The organism is Niallia sp. Marseille-Q9988, from assembly GCF_976954375.1.
Window position 1 is genome coordinate 294,355 of sequence record NZ_CDRJSZ010000003.1, and the last position, 22,189, is coordinate 316,543.

Below are 22,189 nucleotides of genomic sequence, written 5' to 3' on the forward strand. Positions count from 1 at the left end.
GGACGAAAAGGTATTTGCTCACATTATGTGGGGGCCTCTTGATTATTGGCATTGTCTCTATATTATGGATTCGCCATAATGCATTGGAGAATCGCCTAGAACTAACAAAATTAGTTGCCCAGGAAATAGCGGAGCATGCCAATGAGATGGAGGAAGGAAGGCTCAAAGATATTCGGCTACCGTTTTTGCAGGATAGACAGAAATTTATTAATGAAGGACAGCCACTAGATGCCTTTCTTAAAGATACTTCAGGAAATGTCCGTTCTCTGAATCAGAATTTTCCTCTAAGTTCTCTAGAAAGTCAGCAGCTGATTGAGTCTTTGCCTTTAGTAAGTGAATTAACCATTAAAAAAGTAACGCTATGGAATAAGCAAAGAGCATCTGTTGTCATTGCTCCCATTATAAATGGAGGGGAGCAAATAGGTTCTGTCTATATTATTCAGCCTCATAATCAGCTACAACATTTAAATAAAGAAGAATATCAATTGCTAGGATTATTGCTGCTGAGTTTAGCATTTCTTGGCTGGTTTGTCATTTATTTCTTGTCTAAAAAACTAGCAAAGCCCGTAGAAGAGGTTGCCAGTGCTGCCCAACATTTAATGAATGGAAATTATCATATTAAGTTAAATGAAGATGTGCAGGAAAAAGAACTTTACCAATTGGTTTTATCGTTTAATGAAATGACAAAAAGGCTCTATGCATTAGAAAGTTTGCGGACCCAATTACTAGCAGGTGTCACCCATGAATTAAAGACACCGATCACTTCTATTAGTGCATTAATACAAGCTGTAAATGACAATGTCATACCTGATAATAAGAAAAAACAATTTTTAACAATGAGTTTGAAGGAAGCGGGAAGACTGCAGAATATGGTGGAGGATTTACTAGATTTTAATAGCTTTAGTGCAGGTTCGATTAAAGTGAATAAGGAAAAGCTAAATGTACAGGCCACGTTAAAGGAAATTATTTATCAATGGGAAATTGTCCATGGAGGCGCTTTAGCAACTACGGAGATAACCTTTGTAAATCCAGAGAAACCGCTTTATGCTATGCTAGATAGTGTGCGTTTTCAGCAAATTATCGTCAATCTATTAAATAATAGTTTACATGCAATCAAGGGAAAGCAAAATGGAAAAATAACCATCAGCCTAACCTATGACCAACAGAATGTAAACATTTTGGTAGAGGATAATGGCTATGGTATTCCAGAAGATGAGCAGGATTATATTTTTGAACGATTCTATCGAGGAAAGAATAAGAAAGATATCGAGCGTGGCCTAGGCTTAGGATTACCATATAGCCTTCTTTTAGCAAAAGCACAAGGAGGGCATTTATCTTTACAAAATTCAGAAGGTTCCTCTACAATATTTTTATTGCAATTTCCATTACTTGCATAAAATAAAGGAAGGGGTTGTTCGGAGATGATGGTTCAACAAGAAAAATATTGCAAGGAATCTTTGGTAGTTAAAACAAGCCGAATATTCCCTATTGATACAAATAATCATAATACATTATTTGGTGGAAAGCTAATGAGTTATATAGATGATGTAGCTTCTATTTCAGCATCTAGGCATTCAAGAAGTGATGTAGTTACCGCTTCAACAGACTCTGTTGATTTTCTATTTCCTATTAGCCCTACTGATTCTGTATGCTTAGAATCATATGTAACACATACAGGTAAATCCTCAATGGAAGTATTTGTGAAGGTAATAGCTGAAAACCTAAAAACAGGCGAAAGAAGACTTGCAGCAACATCCTTCTTAACCTTTGTTGCCTTAGATGAAAATGGCAAGCCACAGCGTATTCCCAAGGTTATTCCGCAATCAGAGGAAGAAACAATGCTCTACAATACAGCGGAGCAGCGTGTTAAAATCCGAAAAGATAGAAGAGAGCATAGTAAAGCATTTGCAAATGTTATTAGTACAGAAATGCCTTGGGGGTAAGTTGACCTGGTGAAGGAATGGGTGATATCGGTATAAGTTTGGCTGATATCAGTGTTGATTTGGCTGATATCGGTGAAGGAATGGCTGATATCAGTGCAGGAATGGCTGATAAAGTGCTGAGTTTGGCTGAAATGGTGAAGGAATGGCTGATAAAGTGCCGAGTTTGGCTGAAACGGTGCAGGAATTGCTGATAAAGTGCCGAGTTTGGCTGAAATGGTGCTGGATTTGCTGATAAAGTGCCGAGTTTGGCTGATATCAGTGCAAGATTAGCTGATATCAGCTAGATTCATACCATAACCAATTAATTATAAGCTCTGATTCCCTTAATCTTAAATATAAATACTAGAATATCGCTAATAAAACTATAAAACAGTCAATTTAGCATCAAAACTATTCACTTTCGCCCCTTACAAAGCGAATTCTTCCACTTAAAACCCCCACATTTTGCATAATCTACTTATTACCTTTTCTCTCAGCCGACTCTATAACTATATCTTCCTCCCTCTTTACCATTTATAAACTTACCACCACAACAATAAGTCGAATAAATAGAAGAAACGTTGCTATTATTGCAAATAATTTCGAAATACTAAGAAAAGTGTCAGAATATATTAACTTTTTAGAAAAAATAGTGTCAGAATATCTGACAAAATTAAAGACACTTGTCTAGAAGAGGATTATAATCCATACATGGAACAGGAGCAATTGGGAAAATCTCCCGGAGCTTCATAGATAAAAACAATTATAGGGGGGCAAACTATGTTATCTAAAAAAGTACTTTCTTTAGCTATGACAGCAACATTGGCACTAGGATTTATGAGTGGCTGTGCTTCAAATGCAAACTCTGATAGTGAAGGATCTAGTGACAATAAAGTAATCAAAATTGTTACACAATCTCCACTTTCTGGAGGAAGTGCAACTTTAGGAGAAGCAATTAAACTAGGAGCACAACTAGCAATTGATCAACAGAAGGACAAATTTGCTGAGTTAGGTTTTGAAATTAAATTGGATGCACAAGATGATCAGGGAGATCCGAAAAAAGGAGTGGCGAATGCTAACTTAGTTGTAGCAGATCAATCCGTATTAGGCGTAGTGGGACACTTGAATTCAGGTGTTTCCATCCCAGCATCTGAAGTATATGAGAAAAATAATCTAGTAAGTGTATCTCCTGCAAGTACAGCAACAGATTATACAGATCGCGGTTTAAAAACCGTTAGCCGGGTTGTAGCTCGCGATGACTTCCAAGGTCCAGCAGGTGCACAATATGCGGTGGAAACATTAGGAGCAAAGAAAATTTTTGTTGTCCAAGATAAAACAGCATATGGTTCTGGGCTAGCAGATGCATTTAGAGCTGCTGCAGAAGAGCTAGGAGCAGAAATTGTTGGATATGAAGGAATTACAGTTGGGGAAAAAGACTTCAATGGTGTGTTAAACCAAGTAGCTTCTAAAAAGCCTGATTTAATCTATTTTGGAGGTCTTTATGCAGAAGGGGGAATCCTTGTTAAACAAGCTCGTGAAAAAGGACTAGATATCCCATTCATGGGTGGAGATGGCTTAGACTCTTCTACTTTTGTGGAAATTGCTGGAGATGCTGTTAAAAATACATTCCTTACTTCTGTTGCTGGAGACACAACAAAATCAGAAGAAGGAACGAAATTCGCTGAAGACTATCAAGCAGCTTTTGGCAAAAGCATTGAATCCTATTCAGCATATGCATACGACTCAGCTGCCGTATTGCTAGCAGGAATTGAGAAAGCTATTAAAGATAATGATAACAAATTACCATCACGTGAAGATGTAACAAATGCTGTACGTGAAACACAAGATTACAAAGGGGTAGTAACAGAAGTTGGATTTGACGAAAAAGGCGATAACAAGTATGCGAAAATCTTTATCTACAAATTTGACGAAGCAAAATATCCAGCTAATTTAGAGGATGAAATCAGCCAATAAGCAAGAACATAGAAAGGGTATGGATCATCCTGTACCCTTTCTATTTTTTACAAGCATTACATAACTAAGAAAGTCTACCAATTTAGGTTGAATATATATTCTAGTAGATAGATAGTAACTATAAATGCCAAGCTCATTGACGTTAATATTGCTGAGCTGATGGAGCGGAAGACACCTTGACTCCTGCGGGAAATGAGGGAAATGGGAGACCCCACAGGCGAAGCTGAGAAGGCTCCCATCCCTCCCGCGGAAAGCAAGTGTCTGTAGCGGAAATCAACGGGCTTCATGATAATTCCTATCTATCTACTAAACACAATTAAATCAAAAGTGTGGGGAAGAAAATGCTAACAGAAATCTTACAAACGTTACCGCAAGTTTTAATTGATGGATTAACATTAGGAGCCGTATATGCCGTTATTGCATTAGGATACACAATGGTTTATGGAATATTAGAATTAATAAACTTTGCTCACGGAGAAATATTTATGACAGGAGCATTCATTGGGACAAGTATCTTAATCGTTTTAACAAGCTTAGGATGGACATCCATGTTACCTGCGGTTATATCATTAATTATTATGCTCCTATTTACAAGTCTGCTAACAGGATTTTTAGGAATGGGAATTGAAAGAGTTGCTTATCGCCCGCTACGTAAGGCGCCAAAGCTAATTGCCCTTATTTCAGCAATTGGTATCTCCTTTTTATTACAGGATATCGTTCGTTTTATCACAGAATTATTCAAAGGGAATTATATTTTAACATCACCAAGTCTGTTCACCGATAAGATTAGCATCGGATCTATTTTCGGTTCCCATGCAGCAAGCTTCAAAAGTTCCTTTCTAGTTGTCATTATTGTCGCGGTTATTTTGATGGTTGGATTAGACTTTTTTGTTAATAAAACAAAATGGGGCATGGCAATGAGAGCAGTTGCCCAAGATCGAGATACTGCCTCCTTAATGTCCATTAATGTGAACAAAGTAATTTCCGTGACCTTCTTTGTAGGATCTGCTTTAGGTGGTGCAACAGGCGTACTATTTGCAGTGCAGTATGGAACAATCGATCCTTATATAGGATTTATACTAGGACTTAAAGCATTTACAGCAGCAGTACTTGGCGGAATTGGAAATATTCGTGGGGCAATGTTCGGTGGTATGCTCATTGGATTAATTGAAATGTTTACTGCTGCCAATCTTTCCATTATAACAGGTGGTATTATGGGCGCAGAATATAAAGATGTTGTTGCATTTGCCATATTGATTATCGTTCTTATTTTTAAACCAGAAGGCTTATTTGGCAAAGCCGTAGCAGAGAAAGTGTAGGTGGAAAAGATGGCTAACATGATCAAAACAATCCAAACAAATAAAGTGGCCCAAATCATTCTTTTCTTTGCCTATGTATTAGTTACTACTGCAGCTTTAGCCCTTTCGCAAAAATCAGTTATTGCCTTTTTACTTCTACTATTGTCACTTCTGATTCTTTATTATATGAATCTAGGAAATAAAATGAAGTGGGGGATAGCCTTACTTATTTTAGTAATTGTGTTGCCCGTTTCAGCTAGTCAAGGGCCCTCCTATCAGGCTTATATGGAAGTAGCAACAATGGTAGGAATTTATGTATGTATGGCACTAGGCTTAAATATTGTAGTAGGTCTTGCCGGTTTGCTTGATTTAGGATTTGTAGCATTTTTTGCTGTAGGAGCATATACATATGGTATTTTTGCTAGTGCGCAGGCAAATAATTTCATGCCTTTTGGAACCTATCCTTTGTCTGGAAACAGCTTTTGGTTTTTTATCATAATCGGGTTATTTGTAGCAGCATTATTTGGTGTATTATTAGGGATTCCTGTTCTGAGGGTAAAAGGAGATTATTTAGCCATTGTAACCTTAGGCTTTGGTGAAATAATCCGAATTGTATTTAATAACTTAGATAAGCCAGTAAACATAACAAATGGAGCAATGGGGCTTCCAAGCATTCAACAGCCTGAAATATTTGGCATCACCTTAGCCCAGCCAAATCAATTCTATTATATTGTCTTAGTTATGTTCATTATTGTTATTTATGCAGTTACTAGAATGGAGCATACAAAGTTAGGGAGATCATGGAAAGCGGTAAGAGAAAATGAGATTGCGGCACAAGCAATGGGAATTCCCCTTGTAAAAACAAAATTAACAGCATTCGCTATCGGAGCTTCTTTCTCTGGAATGATGGGAGTTGTCTTTGCTGCCAAGCAGATGTTTGTTGATCCTACAAGTTTCACCTACTTAGAATCTACGACTATTCTAGTTATGGTTATTTTAGGAGGAATGGGAAGCGTACCAGGCGTTATTTTGGGAGCTGCAGTTGTTACGATTTTGAATTTACAGGTATTAACAGAATTAACTGGTTGGTTAAGTCAAGTGACAACTATTCCAGATGCCTTATCTCCAGCAAAAATGCAAAGATTTATCTTCGGTGCACTTTTAATTGTTATGACCTTATATCGTCCTCAAGGATTGATACCTGCTAAAAACAAGAAATTTAATGAAAAGAAATTAAAAGAGAGCATAGCGGAAAAACAATAATCTACTAAATTGCTTAAGGAGGGGCATCAAGTGAATATACTCGAGGTGAAAGGATTAACCAAAACTTTTGGCGGACTTGTAGCGAATGCCAATATTGATATGTCAGTCGAAAAAAATTCGATTACAGCTGTAATTGGTCCAAATGGTGCTGGAAAAACTACTTTTTTTAATATGATAACAGGTGTATATAAACCAACGTCTGGAGAAATAGTTCTAGCTGGAAAATCGATTGCTGGATTTAAGCCTCATGTTGTGGCAAGACAAGGGATTTCGAGAACGTTTCAGAATATCCGTCTATTCAGTGATATTACAGTATTGGAAAATGTCATGGTCGGTATGCATAACCATATTAGAGGAAGCTTGATTGGAACATTGTTTCAATTACCAAAGGCAAGACATGAAGAAGAGGAAGCGATGAAAGAGGCATACCGGATATTAGAATATGTAGGGCTTGCTGATCTATTAAATGAAGCAGCTGGAAATTTGTCCTATGGGGCACAACGGAGATTAGAAATTGCTCGTGCTTTAGCCACAAAGCCTAGCGTTTTATTATTAGATGAGCCTGCTGCTGGTATGAACCCAAAGGAAACAAGGTTATTAACAAATTTAATTCAAGATATGTGTAAGAAATATGATTTAACGATTATTTTAATAGAGCATGATATGAAGCTAGTCATGGAAATTTCCAATCATATCATCGTACTAGATCATGGAGAGAAAATTGCAGAAGGTGGTCCTGAAGAGATTCGTTCCAATCCTAAAGTAATCGAAGCCTATTTAGGAAAAGGAGCGGTATCACTTGCTTAAAGGGGGTAGCAGCGTGGAAAAGATACTAGAAATAACAGGAATCGAAGCTTGGTATGGTGGAATTCAAGCTTTAAAAGGAATAAGCTTACATGTGAATAAAGGAGAAATTGTAACACTAATAGGAAGCAATGGTGCCGGAAAATCCACAACGCTTAAATCCATTAGTGGGCAGGTGCCGATAAAAAAGGGAAGCATTCTTTATTATGGAAAGGATATTGCTAATATAGCAGCACATAAAACAGCTGTGATGGGCATTTCACAAGTGCCTGAGGGAAGAAGGATTTTTCCAAAGCTTTCGGTACGAGAGAATCTATTAATTGGAGCGTTTGCAGTAAAAGACAAACAATTAATTGAAACAAGAATGCAAAAAGTGTTTGAATATTTTCCTAGATTAAAAGAAAGAGTGGAGCAAAAAGGTGGAACAATGAGTGGCGGAGAGCAGCAAATGCTTGCAATTGGTCGAGCACTCATGATGCAGCCAGAGGTGCTGATGTTAGATGAACCATCAATGGGGCTTGCTCCTATTATTGTGGAGCAAATCTTTGAAATTATCAAAGAGCTTAATAAACAAGGGATGACGATATTATTGGTGGAACAGAATGCATTCCAAGCATTGCAAATTGCAAGTAGAGGATATGTTATTCAAACAGGAGAGATTGTACTAGAAGGAACAGGAGAAGAGCTCATTACGAATAAACAAGTTCAGGAAGCATATTTAGCTTAAAAAAACCTTAGACTGTAAATAAAGGAGAAGGCTATCCGCCGCCTCCTTCTTGACGTTAAGAATGTAAAGTTTTCTGAAGTCAATTTGCTGTCTAGCACCGGGCATCTAGGAGCTGATGGGCTACTCAACCTTCCCTTTCGATAAGTCAACATTGAATCGCTATTGCTCTTCATGTTTCCTTTATCTCAGGAACAATTTTTCCACCCCACACGCCCCTAAACGGTTGCCCTTCGCTTTTCTCAATTATTTAAAAATTTAACACAAACTGGTTCTGGTGCCTCTATTTCTGATTGTAATAGAGTAAGTTTTCCTGTAACAGAATCTCTCTCAAATAAAGTAAGAGTGTCAGACTGTTCATTTGATGCAAGAAGGAATTGTTCTGTTGGATCCAAAACAAAATCTCTTGGCCAGTTTCCTTCTGTTGAAGTTCGTTCGATAAAGGTTAATTGGCCAGTTTCACTATTAACTTGGAAAATAGAAATGGAATTATGTCCGCGGTTACCTGCGTATACAAAGTTTCCATCGGAAGAAAGATGGATTGCACTTCCTTGACTATTTTCTGTGAAATCAATTGGTAAAGTAGAGATATATTGTAATTCTTCAAATGCTCCTGTTTCGGAGTTAAAGGATAAAGCAATAACTTCATTGCTTAATTCTGTCATGACATAAGCAAATTTACCATTAGGATGGAAGGCAATATGTCTTGGACCACTTCCAGGTTTAACAGACAAACTGCTAACCTCTTCTAGCTTATTATCGACGAGCTTGTAAGTATCTACGCGGTCTGTACCTAAATCAACAGAGACTGCGTATTGATCATTTGGAGTAAAACCAGCGAAATGCATATGCGGTTTTTCCTGGCGTGCAGTATTAGGGCCTGTCCCAGTATGTTCAATAATAGATGCCACACGATTTAATGAACCATCTGCTGTATTTAATGAGTAGGATTCCGCAGTTCCTTTGTGATAATTTGCAGAAAGAACGATTGTTTTATCAGCATCTACACTTACATGACAGGGTGATGCTCCCTCTGAATATTCGCGATTAATGAGAGAGAGAATTCCGTCAGCACTAATAGAATAAGCAGAAACTCCACCTGTAGAGCCTTCTTTGCCGACTGCAAATAAATGCTGATTATCGTTTGTGATTGTTAAATAGGTAGGGTTTTCAATTTCAGCTGCAAGCGAAACATCCGTGATTTTTTTTGCATCTGTGTCTAGTACAAAGGAATAAATACCTTTACTCGATTTCTTTGTATATGTGCCAATGTAGCCAGTGAATTTTGTCATAAACAGATCTCCTTTTAACATTTTTACAAAATTAATACTATTTATTAATTATAGCATGAGCCTAATAGAATAGTACAAATTAGAATCTGTCTATACAAATAAAAGTATTATTTGTATCTATTTTCCCTGAATTTAAAAACTTGAAACAGAGTGAATAAAAAGAAGTTTCAGAAAAGGGTACTGCAAGATGCAGGAATTTGACAGAGGTTGTCGAATTTTTGTTTAACAATAGGAATAAAAAGAAGATAGGTTATCCATAATAAAAATTTCAGAGAGCTAAAAAATGGAAATCATTAGTATAGCTGAAAGGATAGAGAAATGAAAAAAAGAATTTGGTTTAACCAATGGTTCACAACAGTTGCACATTTTATTGATATGATCCGTTATAATTCAGATGGAATCGAATTTGAAGTATACGGAACTTCTAGCAATGAAGATGCCCTTTACTTAAGTTATTGTGATGCAGCTTTCAAAGAACCAACTGTTACGGGAGAAGATTATCTTCAATTTTGTTTAGAATTTTGTCGTATCCATTCGATTGATCTATTTGTTCCGCGGAAGGAAAATGTCCTTATTGCCAAGCATATAAAGGAATTCAATGATTTAGGAGTTAAGGTACTTGTTTGCCCAGATGCTCGTTTGATGGAGGAGCTCGATGACAAAGAAGCTACCTATCGGTTAATAGAGAGACATTCCCTACTGAAGGAATATGTTGCTATTCCTGATTACTTTGTTGTCAGCGATGCAGAAGCTTTTAAAGCAGCTTATTATGCTTTAAAGGATAAAGGACATACTGTATGCTTTAAGCCTGTGATAGGAGAAGGTGGGAATGGTTTTCGAATCATTCAGGATCGCCTAGACAGCATTGAAGAACTATTTAACAAAGGCATTTCTCATAAAATAACATTTGATCATGCTTATAGTATATTAAAGCAGCAATCAGAATTTCCACCCTTAATGGTGTTGGAATACTTGGATGGAACAGAATATAGTATTGATTGTTTAGGATACGATGGAGAGTTAATGGTAGCTATTCCAAGGAAAAAGGGAAAAGGAAGAGTAAGGGAACTAGAATACAATCAAGAATTAATTACATTGGCGGAGAAAATAAATCAAGTTTTAGAAATTCCCTTTGTTTATAATATTCAAGTGAAATACAAAGAGGGCAAGCCAAAATTATTAGAGATTAACCCACGAATGTCTGGGGGTCTACATTATAGTTGTCTTGCTGGAATTAATATGCCTTATCGAGCAGTTAAATTATTATTGATGGGCAATAAAGCGATAGAACATATAGAACCCCACTTTGGAATTAAATCCAGTTATCTTGAAAAAGAAGTAATATTGAAGAACATTATCGAAAAAAGTTCGCAGGAGAGAGCGTTTCTTTCTAAGTGAATGCCAAAGCAAAGGAGTTTGATATATGCAAACTTCTTTGCTTTTTTTGAAGATAGGTTCATTATTCTGTTTCTCCTCTATTTTCTAAAAATAAAATGTTTAATTTCCCCTATGAGGATTTTTCCTGCAGTATAATAAAGATAATCAATGAATAAATAAAGAAGGTATCATCTATGATAACAGCATTAATAAATAATAAAATAGTAGGTGGAAGGATCGTAAAAACAGGGATAGCGGTTTTGTTAACCTCTGTTTTTTGCTATTTGTTGGAATGGCCAGTAATGTTTGCAGTTATTACAGCCATAGTGACGATAGAACCAACTGCAAGAGACTCAATAAAAAAAGCATTTATCCGTTTTCCTGCATCCGCAATAGGAGCAGCATATGCTGTTCTTTTTACATATCTGTTAGGAGATCAACCGTACACGTATACAATCGTAGCGCTTGGTACTTTGTTTACATGCCATAAATTACGATTACATGCAGGTATCTTAGTTGCCACGCTTACAGGAGTAGCGATGATTTCCACTGTTCATGACCATTATACTTTATCATTTTTCGTTCGATTAGGGACAACTGGCATTGGGTTAATCGTATCTTCTTTGGTAAATCTTTTAGTCATTCACCCAGATTATTCAAAAGGGATTATGGATAAAATTAGATTTTTATCTGCAGAAGCTGGAAACTTTCTTCAAATGAGAGGGAAGGAAATCATAGCCCAACAGCCTTTACATAAGAGCACAAAAAATACCTTTGATGTATTGAGGAAGAACTTGGATCGTATAGAAACACTATGTTCCTATCAGAAAATGGAGTGGAAATTATATCATTCGAGTCGAGAAAGTATGAAGCTTTTTCATTATGAATATAAAAAGGTAGCTATTTTGCGACAGCTAATTTATCATCTTGGGCTGTTAAGCTCTTCAAACTTCACAAAAATATCTCTAAGCGATGAAAAGAAAGAAGAAATGATGAATGCAATTGGCCATATACAAGAAATAATAGAGATGGACGATTTAAAAGAATTGGACTCCGCTATAAGTAAAACACTTTTAATACAAAGTTGTAGGTTACTCCCATGTGAATTAAAGGAAGAAATAAATAGTGACAACAATTGGAAAATAACGTATTTATTTATGGAGTTAGTTTGTATAGGTGATTTATTAAAGGAATTAAAACAGATAGAAAGGATAGAAGAGCGTAAAAAGTTATCCTGCTATTCCTCAATCCGATCTTTATAAAGATTATCTTTTGAACCCTTGTACTTTACCATGATAAATTTCAGTTTTACCAAATAGCTATTTCTTATAAAGAACAAATAGGTGTTTAGACATTTGTTCTTTAAAAGAAACGAAAATTCATTGACATAAAGAACATATATGAGTATATTTAAAAGTATAAAGGGGTTTATATACAAAACATGTTCTTAATAACGAATTAATAAAAAAGAGAAAAATATAAAAATAAAGCTGATTATTTTTTTGATTATTTGTTCGTTATTAAGAATGGTTAGAAGGGGGAAAATGATGAATTCTGTTTTACTAACAATAAAAATTAGACACAGTAAACGGCTGGCTACTAAATATTCACAAAAATCGAATCGAGCAAAAGGAGGCTTAGAGAGAAACCATTATTTTCAAAAATACATCTTTTACTATAATAAAGCTAATTTATTGGAAGAAGGTAGAAACAAGGAAGAAATCATTTAAAAGACTTATATGCTATTATATCAATTCTTATACTATTTAAAAAAAGGGTCTTAGCCATTAATAAAGTGGAAAGGTCCTTTTTTGTTGTATATTTCTGAAAATAATCGCAATATTAACTGTGGAAAAACGGTTAGATTATCAACTTATTTACTAACAAGATAAATGCTGAAAATAAAGTATTCCACAGTCTTATCCACATTATCAACAGGATGAAGGTTATTTTATCCACATAAATGTAAGGGTTAACATAAAAGAGGGGGAGAGAATATACGGAAATTCTCTCCTTAAGAAGGATAAGATTGGCTTATTTATTATCTTTTCTGCTAGCAGCTCGATCAGCCATTTTAAATTCATGTTGATAGGTTACTGCCTGCATACTAGATAGTGTATGTTTTTGTTTTTGCTTTTTCTTTCTATCCATCTATACCATTCCTTTCTCATTCCAAAGTATCTTCTTTATTCTTTCCTAGTTGGGTAATATAGATGCACACAGGATGTAAATTAATTAGTGGAAGAAGGCAAAAGTACTGCTATTCCTTTTTTTCTATGCTACATTTTAAGGAGAAGTGTTTAAGTGAATGTTAATAAAAAGTTTCTGTTAAAGCTAAGAATAAGAAAATCTCAAAATAGATAATAATGTGGTGATGGGATGATTATTAGTAAAATTACAAGACAAAAGGAATTAAACGACCGTTATAATATTTTTACGATAAAGCAAGGGAAAGAGGTTTATGCATTTAGTGTAGATGAGGCTGTGTTAGTGAAGTACCAGTTGCAGAAAGGGATGGAACTCGATTCTCTCTTATTAAATGAAATTCAATATACGGATGAAATAAGAAAAGGTTACCATCTGGCAGTTAGGTATTTGGCTAAAGTGAAAAGGACGGAAAAGGAAGTAAGAAAACATCTACTTGCTAAAATGGAAAACGAGTCATTCGTATCAGAAGTAATGATGAAATTAAAGGATATGAAATTTATCGATGATGAAGATTATGCTTTCTCCTATGTGCGCACCCAACGGAATACAACAACAAAAGGACCAGAATCGATTAAAAGAGAGCTGAAAGAAAAAGGCGTTCAGATCGAATTGATCGAGCGTGCCATGGAGGAATTTGCATATGAAGATCAACTTCAGTCTGCACAAAAGGTAATGGTGAAATTTTTAGCGGGGAAGAAAAAGGATTCTAAGAAAATTTTATTACAGAAGCTAGAGCAGACACTTGTTCGCAAAGGATTTACCACTGCTATTATTCAGGAAGTGAAAAGGATGCCAGAGATTCTTGAAATGGATAGCGATGGATTAGAAACCATTCGGATTCATGGCGAGAAGGCAAGAAGGAAATTTGCAAAATTTACAGGCTATGAATTCACACAGAAAATGAAACAATTTTTATACCGTAAAGGATTCTCGATGGATCTTATCGAACAATATTTAGATGAAATGGAAGAGGAAATGTAAATAAATAATCTAAATTTTTGCCGAATCTGGTTAATTTTATTACACTAGTTTGTAGTGGAGGGAATATAAATGCTGACAAAAAGATATAGCATGATGACAGAACATGAGCTCCGTATGGAAATATCCACTTTAAATGATCAAGCAAAAAAGGCGGAACAGCTTGGAATGATTAATGAGTATGCAGTCTTAGAAAGAAAAGCAGTTCTCGCAAAATCCTATTTATTAAATCCAAAAGATTTTAAACCGAATGAAGTGTATGAAATAGAAGGAGATCCTGGAGTTCTTTTTCAAATCGATTATATGAATGGTGTATTTGCCTGGGGAAAACGGAAAATAGATGGAAGCCAAGAAGAAGGTATTCCGATTGCGTTATTGAAAAAGAAGGATTGAGGGAAAGGAGAGGAGGGACCGTGTATGGTCTCTCCCTCTTTCCTACAGTACTTCCTTATTTTTTCGGTCTGCGATGAGAGGAAGCGTGCATTCTCTCTTGAGGATGTGTATTGATTGTCCCATTTGCTCTTTTAGAAGCAAATTCTGCTTTAGCTCTCGGTTCTCCTTCAAGCTTTACATCATTTGTATTATCTACATTTCCCATCGTTATACCTCCAAGAATCAACTAAGTAAACAGTAATAAACGTATATTTGTTTATTACTACGGATAGTATTTGTTATCCATCTGCAATCTATAAGTAAAAACAGAAAAAGAAAGAAGGAATCAATGATGCATGAAGTACAGAAAAAGTTAGTGGAACGGCTACTGGAGCTTAATTCATTTATTTCAGTAGGGCAAGCGCAAACATGGGTTGAATTATTATGGGAAGATTTCGAAGCAACTTATGCAAAAGCTGGTCGGAAATATCAAGGAGAAGAAGTAACTGAAAGAGTTGTCAGTCAGTGGATTGAAAACTATGGAGAAAAGCTACATGAATTTGTCGCAGAAAATCCAAAATATAAAGAATTTCTTACAGATGATAAAAAGAAATTGCATTGAAAATTCATTTAAATAATAGACAGGTCGACGTTTGAGTCGACCTGTCTTATACTAATTTGTTAGTATATCGAGTTTCTTTTTAAGTTTATCTTCACTAAAGATCCAGCCTGTGTACGAGGTAATAATATTTAAATTTAAATCTAGATGAACGACAGCGACAAATGGATAATGTCCATTGCTTCGATAGCGCAAATCAATGAAACGGACTTGGTATTGGTCATCGAGCTCCAAGACTTCCCAGCGAAAAACAGGAGAAAAGGATAAGAATGCAGATAGGTTCTTATCTTTTTGTGCTGCTGCGAGAACTGGTGTATTTGGAATTGGAATGCGATGAAATTTATCGTAAATTTCAATTTCATGCTGATGCGATCGACCGACATAGAAGGAGTCATCAGTCATTACAGCAATACGCCAGTGATTAAATCTCATCGTTGGTGATAAAATGATTTCAGTTGCGTTCGGAATCTTCTTTTTCACATTTATTTTTACCTGCCGCTGTGTGATAATTCGCAGCAGATAATAACCGATTAGAACGATGAAGAGCGTTAAAAAAGTATATCCAGGATTGGAGCCAAATATCCAACATAAAATAGCAATAATATGCATAGAAAAAATGATTGGATCAAATGTGTTAATAATTCCCAACGCAACCCATTTATTTGTAAAGGGGCGAAGGGCCTGTGTACCGTAAGCGTTAAAAATATCTACAAAAACATGCAGAAAAACCGCTAAAAAGGACCAAAGCCATAAATGCAATAAATTTGCTTCTAAGAAAATCGGATAAATGACCGCGGTGATGAGCAATGGCCATAAAATTACTGCAGGTATTGAGTGTGTGACTCCACGATGATTACGTATATAAACGGCATTGTTTCTTAATTTTAAAACCGTATCGATATCTGGTATTTGAGAGCCCACTATTGTGGCGATCATAACACTTGTAGCTGTTACAGGACTTGAAGCAACAACCGGGTCTAACGTCGCTAACCCACCAAGTGCAATCCCCATGACGATATGTGTTCCTGTATCCAAAATACCAAACCTCCCTGATTTTTCTCCAGCATTATTTGGATGAAAACACCATAATTACAATTAAAATATGCTTTTCTTTTTTCTTAACAAAAGATACACTACAAACAGCTAAAGAAAAGCATAGGACAAAAAATGCGGATAATGTTATTAAATAATAAAAATCGATAATATACATCGGACAATCGCATAATTTTTATAAAAAAATAGTTCTCTTATTTAAAATGAGACAAATTTACTTATTTATACTTACTTTAATAACATCAAATCTTTTGGCTAGGATATCACTTGTTAGTAAGATTTTTCATACTTTCATTCTATCCCATTTCATCCTATGATGCATGTTATGTCCAATAGAATAAAAAGAAGTCTATACATTGTTATTCCCAAAAAAATTAATAATTAACATATGGAGGTTTATGGTGACAGAAAGGCAAGAAATGATAAAGAACCAAGTGAATGTAGAGCAATTTAGAGAAGATTTATTAAAATGGTTTACCGAGGAACAAAGAGATCTTCCATGGAGAAAGGATAAGGATCCTTATAAAGTATGGGTGTCTGAAATAATGCTTCAGCAGACTAAGGTTGATACGGTTATTCCCTATTTTAACCGATTTATTTCTCAGTTTCCAACAATTGAAGCATTGTCAGTTGCGGAAGAAGAGAAGGTATTAAAGGCTTGGGAAGGGTTAGGCTATTACTCAAGAGCACGAAACCTTCATGCCGCTGTAAAGGAAGTCCATGAAAAGTATGAGGGCAAAGTGCCAGATTCGCCAAAAGAAATTTCTGGCTTAAAGGGAGTAGGCCCGTATACGGCGGGAGCGATTTTAAGTATTGCCTATGGTGTTCCAGAACCTGCTGTTGATGGAAATGTTATGAGGGTCTTATCTAGAATTCTTTCGATTTGGGAAGATATTGCCAAGCCGAAAACGAGAAAAACTTTTGAAGAAGCCGTGCGCGTCCTGATTTCACATGAGAATCCATCCTATTTTAATCAAGCCTTAATGGAGCTAGGTGCCTTAATTTGTACACCTACTTCGCCGTCTTGTTTGCTTTGTCCTGTTAGAGAGCATTGTCATGCATTTGATGAAGGAACAGTAACGGAACTGCCGGTTAAGACGAAAAGCAAGAAGCAAAAGTCAATCCAGCTTGCTGCTGTCGTTTTGACAGATGAAGATGGAAGAACATTGATTCATAAGCGACCTAGCACAGGATTGCTTGCAAATCTATGGGAATTTCCTAATATGGAAATCGTTCAAGTGTTAAAAAGCGAGAAAGCGCAGCTAGAGGAAAGGCTTTTGGAAGACTTTCAAGCAACAGTAGAAGTTGGCGAAATGATTACAAGAATTGAACATGTCTTTTCCCATTTGATTTGGAATATCAATGTCTATAGTGGAAAATTGATTGATTTGAAAGAGGAAAGGGAAGATCTACGAAAAGTGAATTCCGAAGAGATAGAGCCATTCCCATTCCCAGTGTCTCATCAAAAGATGCTGAAGTTTTTATCAGAGCAAATTAACGAGGGGTGACCACAGTTGGTCCCCTTGTTTTTTAATCATCGTTCACTTCTGTTCCATGTGTATAATCTGCTTCGTTTCTTTTTAAGCCGCCTCTATTTTCAATCTCCACGATAATTTCACGATGAATACTTGCTCCTTCGCTATTTAAATAGGGAGTCATTTGCTGTAAGGAATGATGGAAGTAGGCAAGCTCGTTATCCTTCCATTCGCCTTTAGCGATCATTGCTAATTCAGTCATATCTCTACCAACATACATTATCCAATACCTTCCTTTACCTTAAGCATATCTATATCTATTGTGCGAATGTTGTTTGCGAACTATGCATTAATAGAGGTAAAATGAAAAGTAAATGGATGGGAAAGGAATTAAAAGAATGACAAACAAAGTAGCATTAATTACAGGAAGCAGTAGAGGAATAGGAAAAGCAACAGCGATTCGATTAGCAAAAGAGGGCTATGATATCGTTATTAACTATGCAAGAAGCAGAAAGGCTGCCCAAGAAACAGCCGATGAAATAACGGCATTAGGAAGAAAAGTTCTTTTAGTAAAAGCGAATGTTGGGGATGTTGATAAAATTAAAGCAATGTTCGCAGAAGTGAAAGAAGAATTCGGGCGTTTGGATGTTTTCGTTAATAACGCAGCATCTGGTGTGTTACGACCAATTATGGAATTAGAAGAGTCTCATTGGAATTGGACAATGAATATTAACAGTAAAGCGTTATTATTCTGTGCGCAAGAAGCGGCGAAATTAATGGATAAAGGCGGCAAGATTGTCAGCATCAGTTCATTAGGAGCGATTCGCTATTTAGAAAACTATACGACTGTTGGGGTAAGTAAAGCGGCAGTAGAAGCGTTGACTAGATATTTAGCAGTAGAATTAGCTCCAAAAAATATTGTGGTTAATGCTGTTTCTGGTGGAGCTGTTGATACAGAAGCATTAACACATTTCCCAAATAGAGAAGAATTGCTTCAAGCGGCAGCAGATAAAACGCCAGCGGGAAGAATGGTGGAAATGGAAGACCTAGTGAACGCAGTTATGTTTTTAGTAAGCGATGACGCTAGTATGATAAGAGGGCAAACGATTATTGTGGATGGTGGTATTTCGTTATTAGTGTAAGTAAGAAAAGGGAATTTTCCTTCTGAGGAAGATTCTCTTTTTTCTCTTTAGAGAAAAAATTGGATTTTATTGGAAAATAAAAACTTTGGATAGAACCGAAATGTCTGGGACAAATTAATAGGCGTGGAGGTGATATTCATGGCTAAAAAATCTGGTGTAACTCAATCAGGAACTAACATCCAAGAAGTAAAACAACAAAACGCTCAAGCAGGCCAAGGTCAATTTGGTACTGAATTTGCAAGCGAAACAAACGCTTCAGAAGTAAGAAAAGCTAACCAACAAGCTGAAGCTAAAAAATCTCAAAACACAAGCAAATAATGCAAACAAAGGGCACTTCACTTACGGGAGAGTGCCCTTTGCTTTTTATGGAAATAGCTATTATTAATTTTTTTAATATACGGTGCCGCTTACAATAAAAATAGTTCGACAAAACTTCTTCTTTGTCTACAGAAGTAGTCAAAGGAATAATCATACATACACAGAAATAGTTAAAGAAAGATGATAAATAAAGTATTACCGAACCTAAAAATAAAGAGTAGGATGTGTTTTTTCATGGATGTATTTAACGGTTTAGTTGGAGAGCAAATGCGAATAATGGAAAAACTACTATATTTACAAGGAGAATTAGAGCGGTGCGAAGAAATTGAAGCACAATTACAAATGCTGCAAAAAGAAACCGAATTAAAAGAAGTGCAAATAGAAATTGGCAAAATGAAAGTAGAACTTAAGCAAATACAACAAATTTTTGAATTGCAAACAGAAAAAGTCATTCGAGTCTATCAAGAAAATGAGCTAAAACTATCATCGAGTTCATAAAAAAAATATGGAATATTTGAAACCATTGTGTAATTTCAATGGTTCTTTTGTTTTAAATTTACCAGATAACCGTTATAATAAGAAAAAAGAGGAATCGTACTTTGTTGCCTTAAATGAAATAATGAATCGCTTTTAGTATGTAACAGGTTACAAAGCGTCCGTAAATAGAAAGTAGGGGAGAAATAAAAATGGGCGTACCTATCGAGGGTGAACCAATACAAATTCACAGTTATAAGCATAATGGGCACATCCATCGAATCTGGGACGAAACAACGATACTTAAAGGGACGCAAAACTTAATTATAGGTGGTAATGATCGTACAATTGTTACAGAATCAGATGGAAGAACGTGGGTAACGCGTGAACCTGCAATCTGTTATTTTCATTCACAACAATGGTTTAATGTCATTGGCATGCTTAGAGAAGATGGCATTCATTATTATTGCAACCTAAGCTCACCATTTATATACGATGGAGAGGCACTTAAATATATTGATTATGATTTGGACATCAAAATTTTCCCGGATATGACATTCAATTTATTAGATGAGGATGAATATGAACGTCACCGTGAAGAAATGAAATATCCAGATGTCATCGATCATATTTTAAAGTCGCAAGTAAATCAATTAATACAATGGATAAGACAAAGAAAAGGTCCCTTTGCACCAGATTTTGTTGATTTGTGGTATGAAAGATACTTAACGTACAGAAGTTAATATGGATGACTGAAAAAAGCATGTTGGTATTCAGCAGGCTTTTTTCTTATGCATATGCTTCGAATAATGATAAAATGATTCATTGTTATCAAAGAGTTAGTTATGGAAGAGATTGTGTGATTTATTATCAATGCTTGCATTGTGGTTGGGATAGTTTGGAAGGTAACCTGAGAGAGAACATTTCAGTGCCCGATTCATCTGGTAAAAACAGCAAAAGGTAACTGAAGCCAACATTTTCATGCCCATTCCAGCATGAAAAATGAAAAAGTAACAGAGGAAATCACTAAGTTTTCCTAACAGCTGTAAACAAAGCCAAACACAAAACAAGTTTTCAAAACTACCAAAAAGGAAATAGAACAAAGGCAACATAGAGAGGGGAGTATATGTGGACAGTATTAAAAGATATATGGCTTTTGTAAAGCCATATCGGTGGCAAATCATTGGCACCATTATCATCGGCATTGTTAAATTTGCCATCCCGCTATTAATACCATTGCTATTAAAGTACGTAATCGATGACATAATCAATAATCCAGACTTAGCACAGGCAACTAAAATGAGCAATTTATGGACGATTATGATCATCATGACGATTATTTTTATCGTAGTAAGGCCACCAATCGAGTATTATCGTCAATATTTCGCACAATGGACTTCTAATAAAATTCTATATGATATTAGAGACCAGCTATTTATGCATCTTCAAAAATTAAGTTTAAAATATTATTCTAATACCCGGGCAGGAGAAGTTATTTCCCGTGTAATAAATGATGTCGAACAAACGAAAAACTTTATTTTAACAGGATTAATGAATTTATGGTTAGATGCCGTAACAATATTGATTACAATAGCTATCATGTTCACGATGAATATAAAGCTAACCTTTGTTTCCATCATTTTATTGCCTTTCTATGCTTTCTCCGTGAGTTATTTCTTTGGAAATTTACGGACGCTGACAAGAGAAAGGTCACAGGCGCTAGCAGGAGTACAAAGCTTTTTGCATGAAAGGGTACAAGGAATTTCTGTTATTAAGAGCTTTGCTACGGAAAATCATGAACAAAAGCATTTTCAAAAATATAATAATGCCTTCTTAGAAAAAGCGGTCAATCATACGAAGTGGAATGCTAAAGCATTTGCGGTTGTTAATACGATTACCGATATTTCTCCATTGTTTGTGATTGCCTATTCTGGCTATCAAGTATTAAATGGTGATCTAACTTTAGGGGCTATGATTGCATTTTTTGCCTATATTGAAAGATTGTATAATCCATTAAGAAGATTAGTGAATTCTTCGACAACATTAACCCAATCGATTGCCTCAATGGATCGAGTATTTGATTTGATTGATGAAAAATATGATATTCAGGATAAGCCAAATGCCATTCCTTGTGCAAATGTAAAAGGTGACATTGCATTTGAAGCGGTTGATTTTGCCTATGATACAAAGGATCCGAAAGTATTAGATAATGTTTCTTTACATATTAAGCCAGGGGAGACTATCGCATTTGTTGGAATGAGTGGGGGCGGAAAATCTTCGTTAATTAGTCTTATACCAAGATTCTATGATGTGACAGGTGGAAGGATTCTCTTAGATGGAAAAGATATAAGAGATTTACAAGCTCGTTCCTTAAGGGATCATATTGGAATGGTTCTTCAAGAAAATATTCTCTTTAGTGAATCCATTAGAGAAAATATTATGATTGGGAGACCAAATGCGACGGAAGAGGAAGTGATTGCCGCCGCAAAAGCTGCGAATGCCCATGACTTTATTATGCAGCTGCCAGAAGGTTATGAAACGAAAGTTGGAGAAAGAGGAGTGAAATTAAGTGGAGGACAGAAACAAAGAGTAGCGATAGCTCGCGTTTTCTTGAAAAATCCACCTATCTTAATTTTGGACGAGGCAACCTCTGCTTTAGACTTGGAAAGTGAACAATCAATTCAAGAATCCCTTGAAGAACTGGCAAAAGATAGAACAACCTTGATTGTTGCCCATCGACTCTCCACGATTACCCATGCAGATCGAATTGTTTTAATCGAACACGGAAAAATCATGGAAGATGGCACACATAATGAGCTGATGAAATTACAAGGTCATTATCATGATCTATTTCAAATACAGCAATTGGGGAATTGAAAAAACGATCCAGAAGCAT

25 protein-coding genes are annotated in these 22,189 nt (G+C 35.8%); 20 read left to right on the forward strand and 5 right to left on the reverse strand.

Going from position 1 to position 22,189, the window contains the following annotated elements; genetic code table 11:
• Window positions 1-38 precede the first annotated feature (38 nt).
• The 8 genes from ACWNMZ_RS05560 to ACWNMZ_RS05595 all read left to right on the forward strand — a co-directional run bounded on the left by ACWNMZ_RS05560 (window position 39) and on the right by ACWNMZ_RS05595 (window position 7,988).
• Entirely contained in the window at window positions 39-1,397 is a 1,359-nt protein-coding gene (locus tag ACWNMZ_RS05560) for a HAMP domain-containing sensor histidine kinase (RefSeq protein WP_251629712.1), read from the forward strand.
• A gap of 24 nt (window positions 1,398-1,421) precedes the next feature.
• Window positions 1,422-1,943 carry an acyl-CoA thioesterase gene (locus ACWNMZ_RS05565; RefSeq protein ID WP_031539199.1) on the forward strand — a complete coding sequence of 174 codons (522 nt, stop codon included), beginning with the start codon at window positions 1,422-1,424 and terminating at the stop codon, window positions 1,941-1,943.
• Window positions 1,944-2,002: 59 nt separating this feature from the next.
• Window positions 2,003-2,134, forward strand: a complete 132-nt coding sequence (locus tag ACWNMZ_RS05570; RefSeq protein ID WP_285846674.1) for a hypothetical protein — start codon at window positions 2,003-2,005, stop codon at window positions 2,132-2,134.
• Window positions 2,135-2,702: 568 nt separating this feature from the next.
• Window positions 2,703-3,896, forward strand: coding sequence for a branched-chain amino acid ABC transporter substrate-binding protein (locus ACWNMZ_RS05575; RefSeq protein ID WP_031539198.1), 1,194 nt, complete (start codon window positions 2,703-2,705; stop codon window positions 3,894-3,896).
• 341 nt (window positions 3,897-4,237) lie between these two features.
• Window positions 4,238-5,215 carry a branched-chain amino acid ABC transporter permease gene (locus ACWNMZ_RS05580; protein ID WP_031539197.1) on the forward strand — a complete coding sequence of 326 codons (978 nt, stop codon included), beginning with the start codon at window positions 4,238-4,240 and terminating at the stop codon, window positions 5,213-5,215.
• A 9-nt stretch (window positions 5,216-5,224) separates the two neighbouring features.
• Window positions 5,225-6,457, forward strand: coding sequence for a branched-chain amino acid ABC transporter permease (locus tag ACWNMZ_RS05585; protein WP_031539196.1), 1,233 nt, complete (start codon window positions 5,225-5,227; stop codon window positions 6,455-6,457).
• Between the two features lie 30 nt (window positions 6,458-6,487).
• Complete coding sequence (locus ACWNMZ_RS05590; protein WP_031539194.1) at window positions 6,488-7,264, forward strand: ABC transporter ATP-binding protein; 777 nt, start codon at window positions 6,488-6,490, stop codon at window positions 7,262-7,264.
• A 13-nt stretch (window positions 7,265-7,277) separates the two neighbouring features.
• Window positions 7,278-7,988 (forward strand): ABC transporter ATP-binding protein, encoded by a 711-nt coding sequence (locus tag ACWNMZ_RS05595; protein ID WP_031539192.1) that lies wholly within the window; start codon window positions 7,278-7,280, stop codon window positions 7,986-7,988.
• A 239-nt stretch (window positions 7,989-8,227) separates the two neighbouring features.
• Here the strand turns inward: ACWNMZ_RS05595 and ACWNMZ_RS05600 are convergent, their stop codons facing one another.
• Window positions 8,228-9,277 carry a lactonase family protein gene (locus tag ACWNMZ_RS05600; RefSeq protein WP_031539191.1) on the reverse strand — a complete coding sequence of 350 codons (1,050 nt, stop codon included), beginning with the start codon at window positions 9,275-9,277 and terminating at the stop codon, window positions 8,228-8,230.
• Between the two features lie 318 nt (window positions 9,278-9,595).
• Between ACWNMZ_RS05600 and ACWNMZ_RS05605 the strand changes: the two genes are divergently transcribed.
• The 3 genes from ACWNMZ_RS05605 (at window position 9,596) to ACWNMZ_RS05615 (ending at window position 12,384) form a co-directional block, all read left to right on the forward strand.
• Window positions 9,596-10,675 (forward strand): ATP-grasp domain-containing protein, encoded by a 1,080-nt coding sequence (locus ACWNMZ_RS05605; RefSeq protein WP_251629710.1) that lies wholly within the window; start codon window positions 9,596-9,598, stop codon window positions 10,673-10,675.
• Between the two features lie 173 nt (window positions 10,676-10,848).
• Window positions 10,849-11,916, forward strand: coding sequence for an aromatic acid exporter family protein (locus ACWNMZ_RS05610; protein WP_251629708.1), 1,068 nt, complete (start codon window positions 10,849-10,851; stop codon window positions 11,914-11,916).
• 285 nt (window positions 11,917-12,201) lie between these two features.
• Complete coding sequence (locus ACWNMZ_RS05615; RefSeq protein WP_031540268.1) at window positions 12,202-12,384, forward strand: hypothetical protein; 183 nt, start codon at window positions 12,202-12,204, stop codon at window positions 12,382-12,384.
• Window positions 12,385-12,688: 304 nt separating this feature from the next.
• Here ACWNMZ_RS05615 and ACWNMZ_RS05620 read toward each other — a convergent pair whose 3' ends face one another.
• A complete protein-coding gene (locus ACWNMZ_RS05620) occupies window positions 12,689-12,805 on the reverse strand; it encodes a YfhE family protein (RefSeq protein WP_235252038.1) in 117 nt (38 codons plus the stop codon).
• Window positions 12,806-13,033: 228 nt separating this feature from the next.
• Here ACWNMZ_RS05620 and recX point away from each other — a divergent pair, with 228 nt between their 5' ends.
• Together recX and ACWNMZ_RS05630 are read left to right on the forward strand one after the other, a co-directional pair.
• Window positions 13,034-13,843 carry a recombination regulator RecX gene (recX, locus tag ACWNMZ_RS05625; protein ID WP_251629706.1) on the forward strand — a complete coding sequence of 270 codons (810 nt, stop codon included), beginning with the start codon at window positions 13,034-13,036 and terminating at the stop codon, window positions 13,841-13,843.
• Between the two features lie 69 nt (window positions 13,844-13,912).
• Entirely contained in the window at window positions 13,913-14,233 is a 321-nt protein-coding gene (locus tag ACWNMZ_RS05630; protein WP_235252040.1) for a YfhH family protein, read from the forward strand.
• A 55-nt stretch (window positions 14,234-14,288) separates the two neighbouring features.
• Here the strand turns inward: ACWNMZ_RS05630 and ACWNMZ_RS05635 are convergent, their stop codons facing one another.
• Complete coding sequence (locus tag ACWNMZ_RS05635) at window positions 14,289-14,438, reverse strand: small, acid-soluble spore protein K (protein ID WP_031540334.1); 150 nt, start codon at window positions 14,436-14,438, stop codon at window positions 14,289-14,291.
• A gap of 126 nt (window positions 14,439-14,564) precedes the next feature.
• Here ACWNMZ_RS05635 and ACWNMZ_RS05640 point away from each other — a divergent pair, with 126 nt between their 5' ends.
• Complete coding sequence (locus tag ACWNMZ_RS05640) at window positions 14,565-14,834, forward strand: YfhJ family protein (protein WP_235252044.1); 270 nt, start codon at window positions 14,565-14,567, stop codon at window positions 14,832-14,834.
• A gap of 51 nt (window positions 14,835-14,885) precedes the next feature.
• Here the strand turns inward: ACWNMZ_RS05640 and ACWNMZ_RS05645 are convergent, their stop codons facing one another.
• On the reverse strand, window positions 14,886-15,866 hold the full coding sequence (locus ACWNMZ_RS05645; RefSeq protein ID WP_235252041.1) for a metal-dependent hydrolase: 981 nt from the start codon (window positions 15,864-15,866) through the stop codon (window positions 14,886-14,888).
• Window positions 15,867-16,282: 416 nt separating this feature from the next.
• Between ACWNMZ_RS05645 and mutY the strand changes: the two genes are divergently transcribed.
• On the forward strand, window positions 16,283-17,392 hold the full coding sequence (mutY, locus tag ACWNMZ_RS05650) for an A/G-specific adenine glycosylase (protein ID WP_031539750.1): 1,110 nt from the start codon (window positions 16,283-16,285) through the stop codon (window positions 17,390-17,392).
• Window positions 17,393-17,414: 22 nt separating this feature from the next.
• Here the strand turns inward: mutY and ACWNMZ_RS05655 are convergent, their stop codons facing one another.
• A complete protein-coding gene (locus tag ACWNMZ_RS05655; protein ID WP_031539751.1) occupies window positions 17,415-17,639 on the reverse strand; it encodes a hypothetical protein in 225 nt (74 codons plus the stop codon).
• Between the two features lie 118 nt (window positions 17,640-17,757).
• Between ACWNMZ_RS05655 and fabL the strand changes: the two genes are divergently transcribed.
• From fabL to ACWNMZ_RS05680, 5 genes are all read left to right on the forward strand, one after another.
• A complete protein-coding gene (fabL, locus tag ACWNMZ_RS05660) occupies window positions 17,758-18,501 on the forward strand; it encodes an enoyl-[acyl-carrier-protein] reductase FabL (RefSeq protein ID WP_031539753.1) in 744 nt (247 codons plus the stop codon).
• 138 nt (window positions 18,502-18,639) lie between these two features.
• Window positions 18,640-18,819, forward strand: a complete 180-nt coding sequence (locus ACWNMZ_RS05665; RefSeq protein WP_251629704.1) for a gamma-type small acid-soluble spore protein — start codon at window positions 18,640-18,642, stop codon at window positions 18,817-18,819.
• 234 nt (window positions 18,820-19,053) lie between these two features.
• Entirely contained in the window at window positions 19,054-19,317 is a 264-nt protein-coding gene (locus ACWNMZ_RS05670; protein WP_031539757.1) for a YgaB family protein, read from the forward strand.
• Between the two features lie 188 nt (window positions 19,318-19,505).
• The gene (ntdP, locus tag ACWNMZ_RS05675) at window positions 19,506-20,036 is read left to right on the forward strand and encodes a nucleoside tri-diphosphate phosphatase (RefSeq protein WP_031539758.1); all 531 of its coding nucleotides are present in this window, start codon (window positions 19,506-19,508) and stop codon (window positions 20,034-20,036) included.
• 385 nt (window positions 20,037-20,421) lie between these two features.
• The gene (locus ACWNMZ_RS05680) at window positions 20,422-22,170 is read left to right on the forward strand and encodes an ABC transporter ATP-binding protein (RefSeq protein WP_031539759.1); all 1,749 of its coding nucleotides are present in this window, start codon (window positions 20,422-20,424) and stop codon (window positions 22,168-22,170) included.
• Window positions 22,171-22,189: the final 19 nt, after the last annotated feature.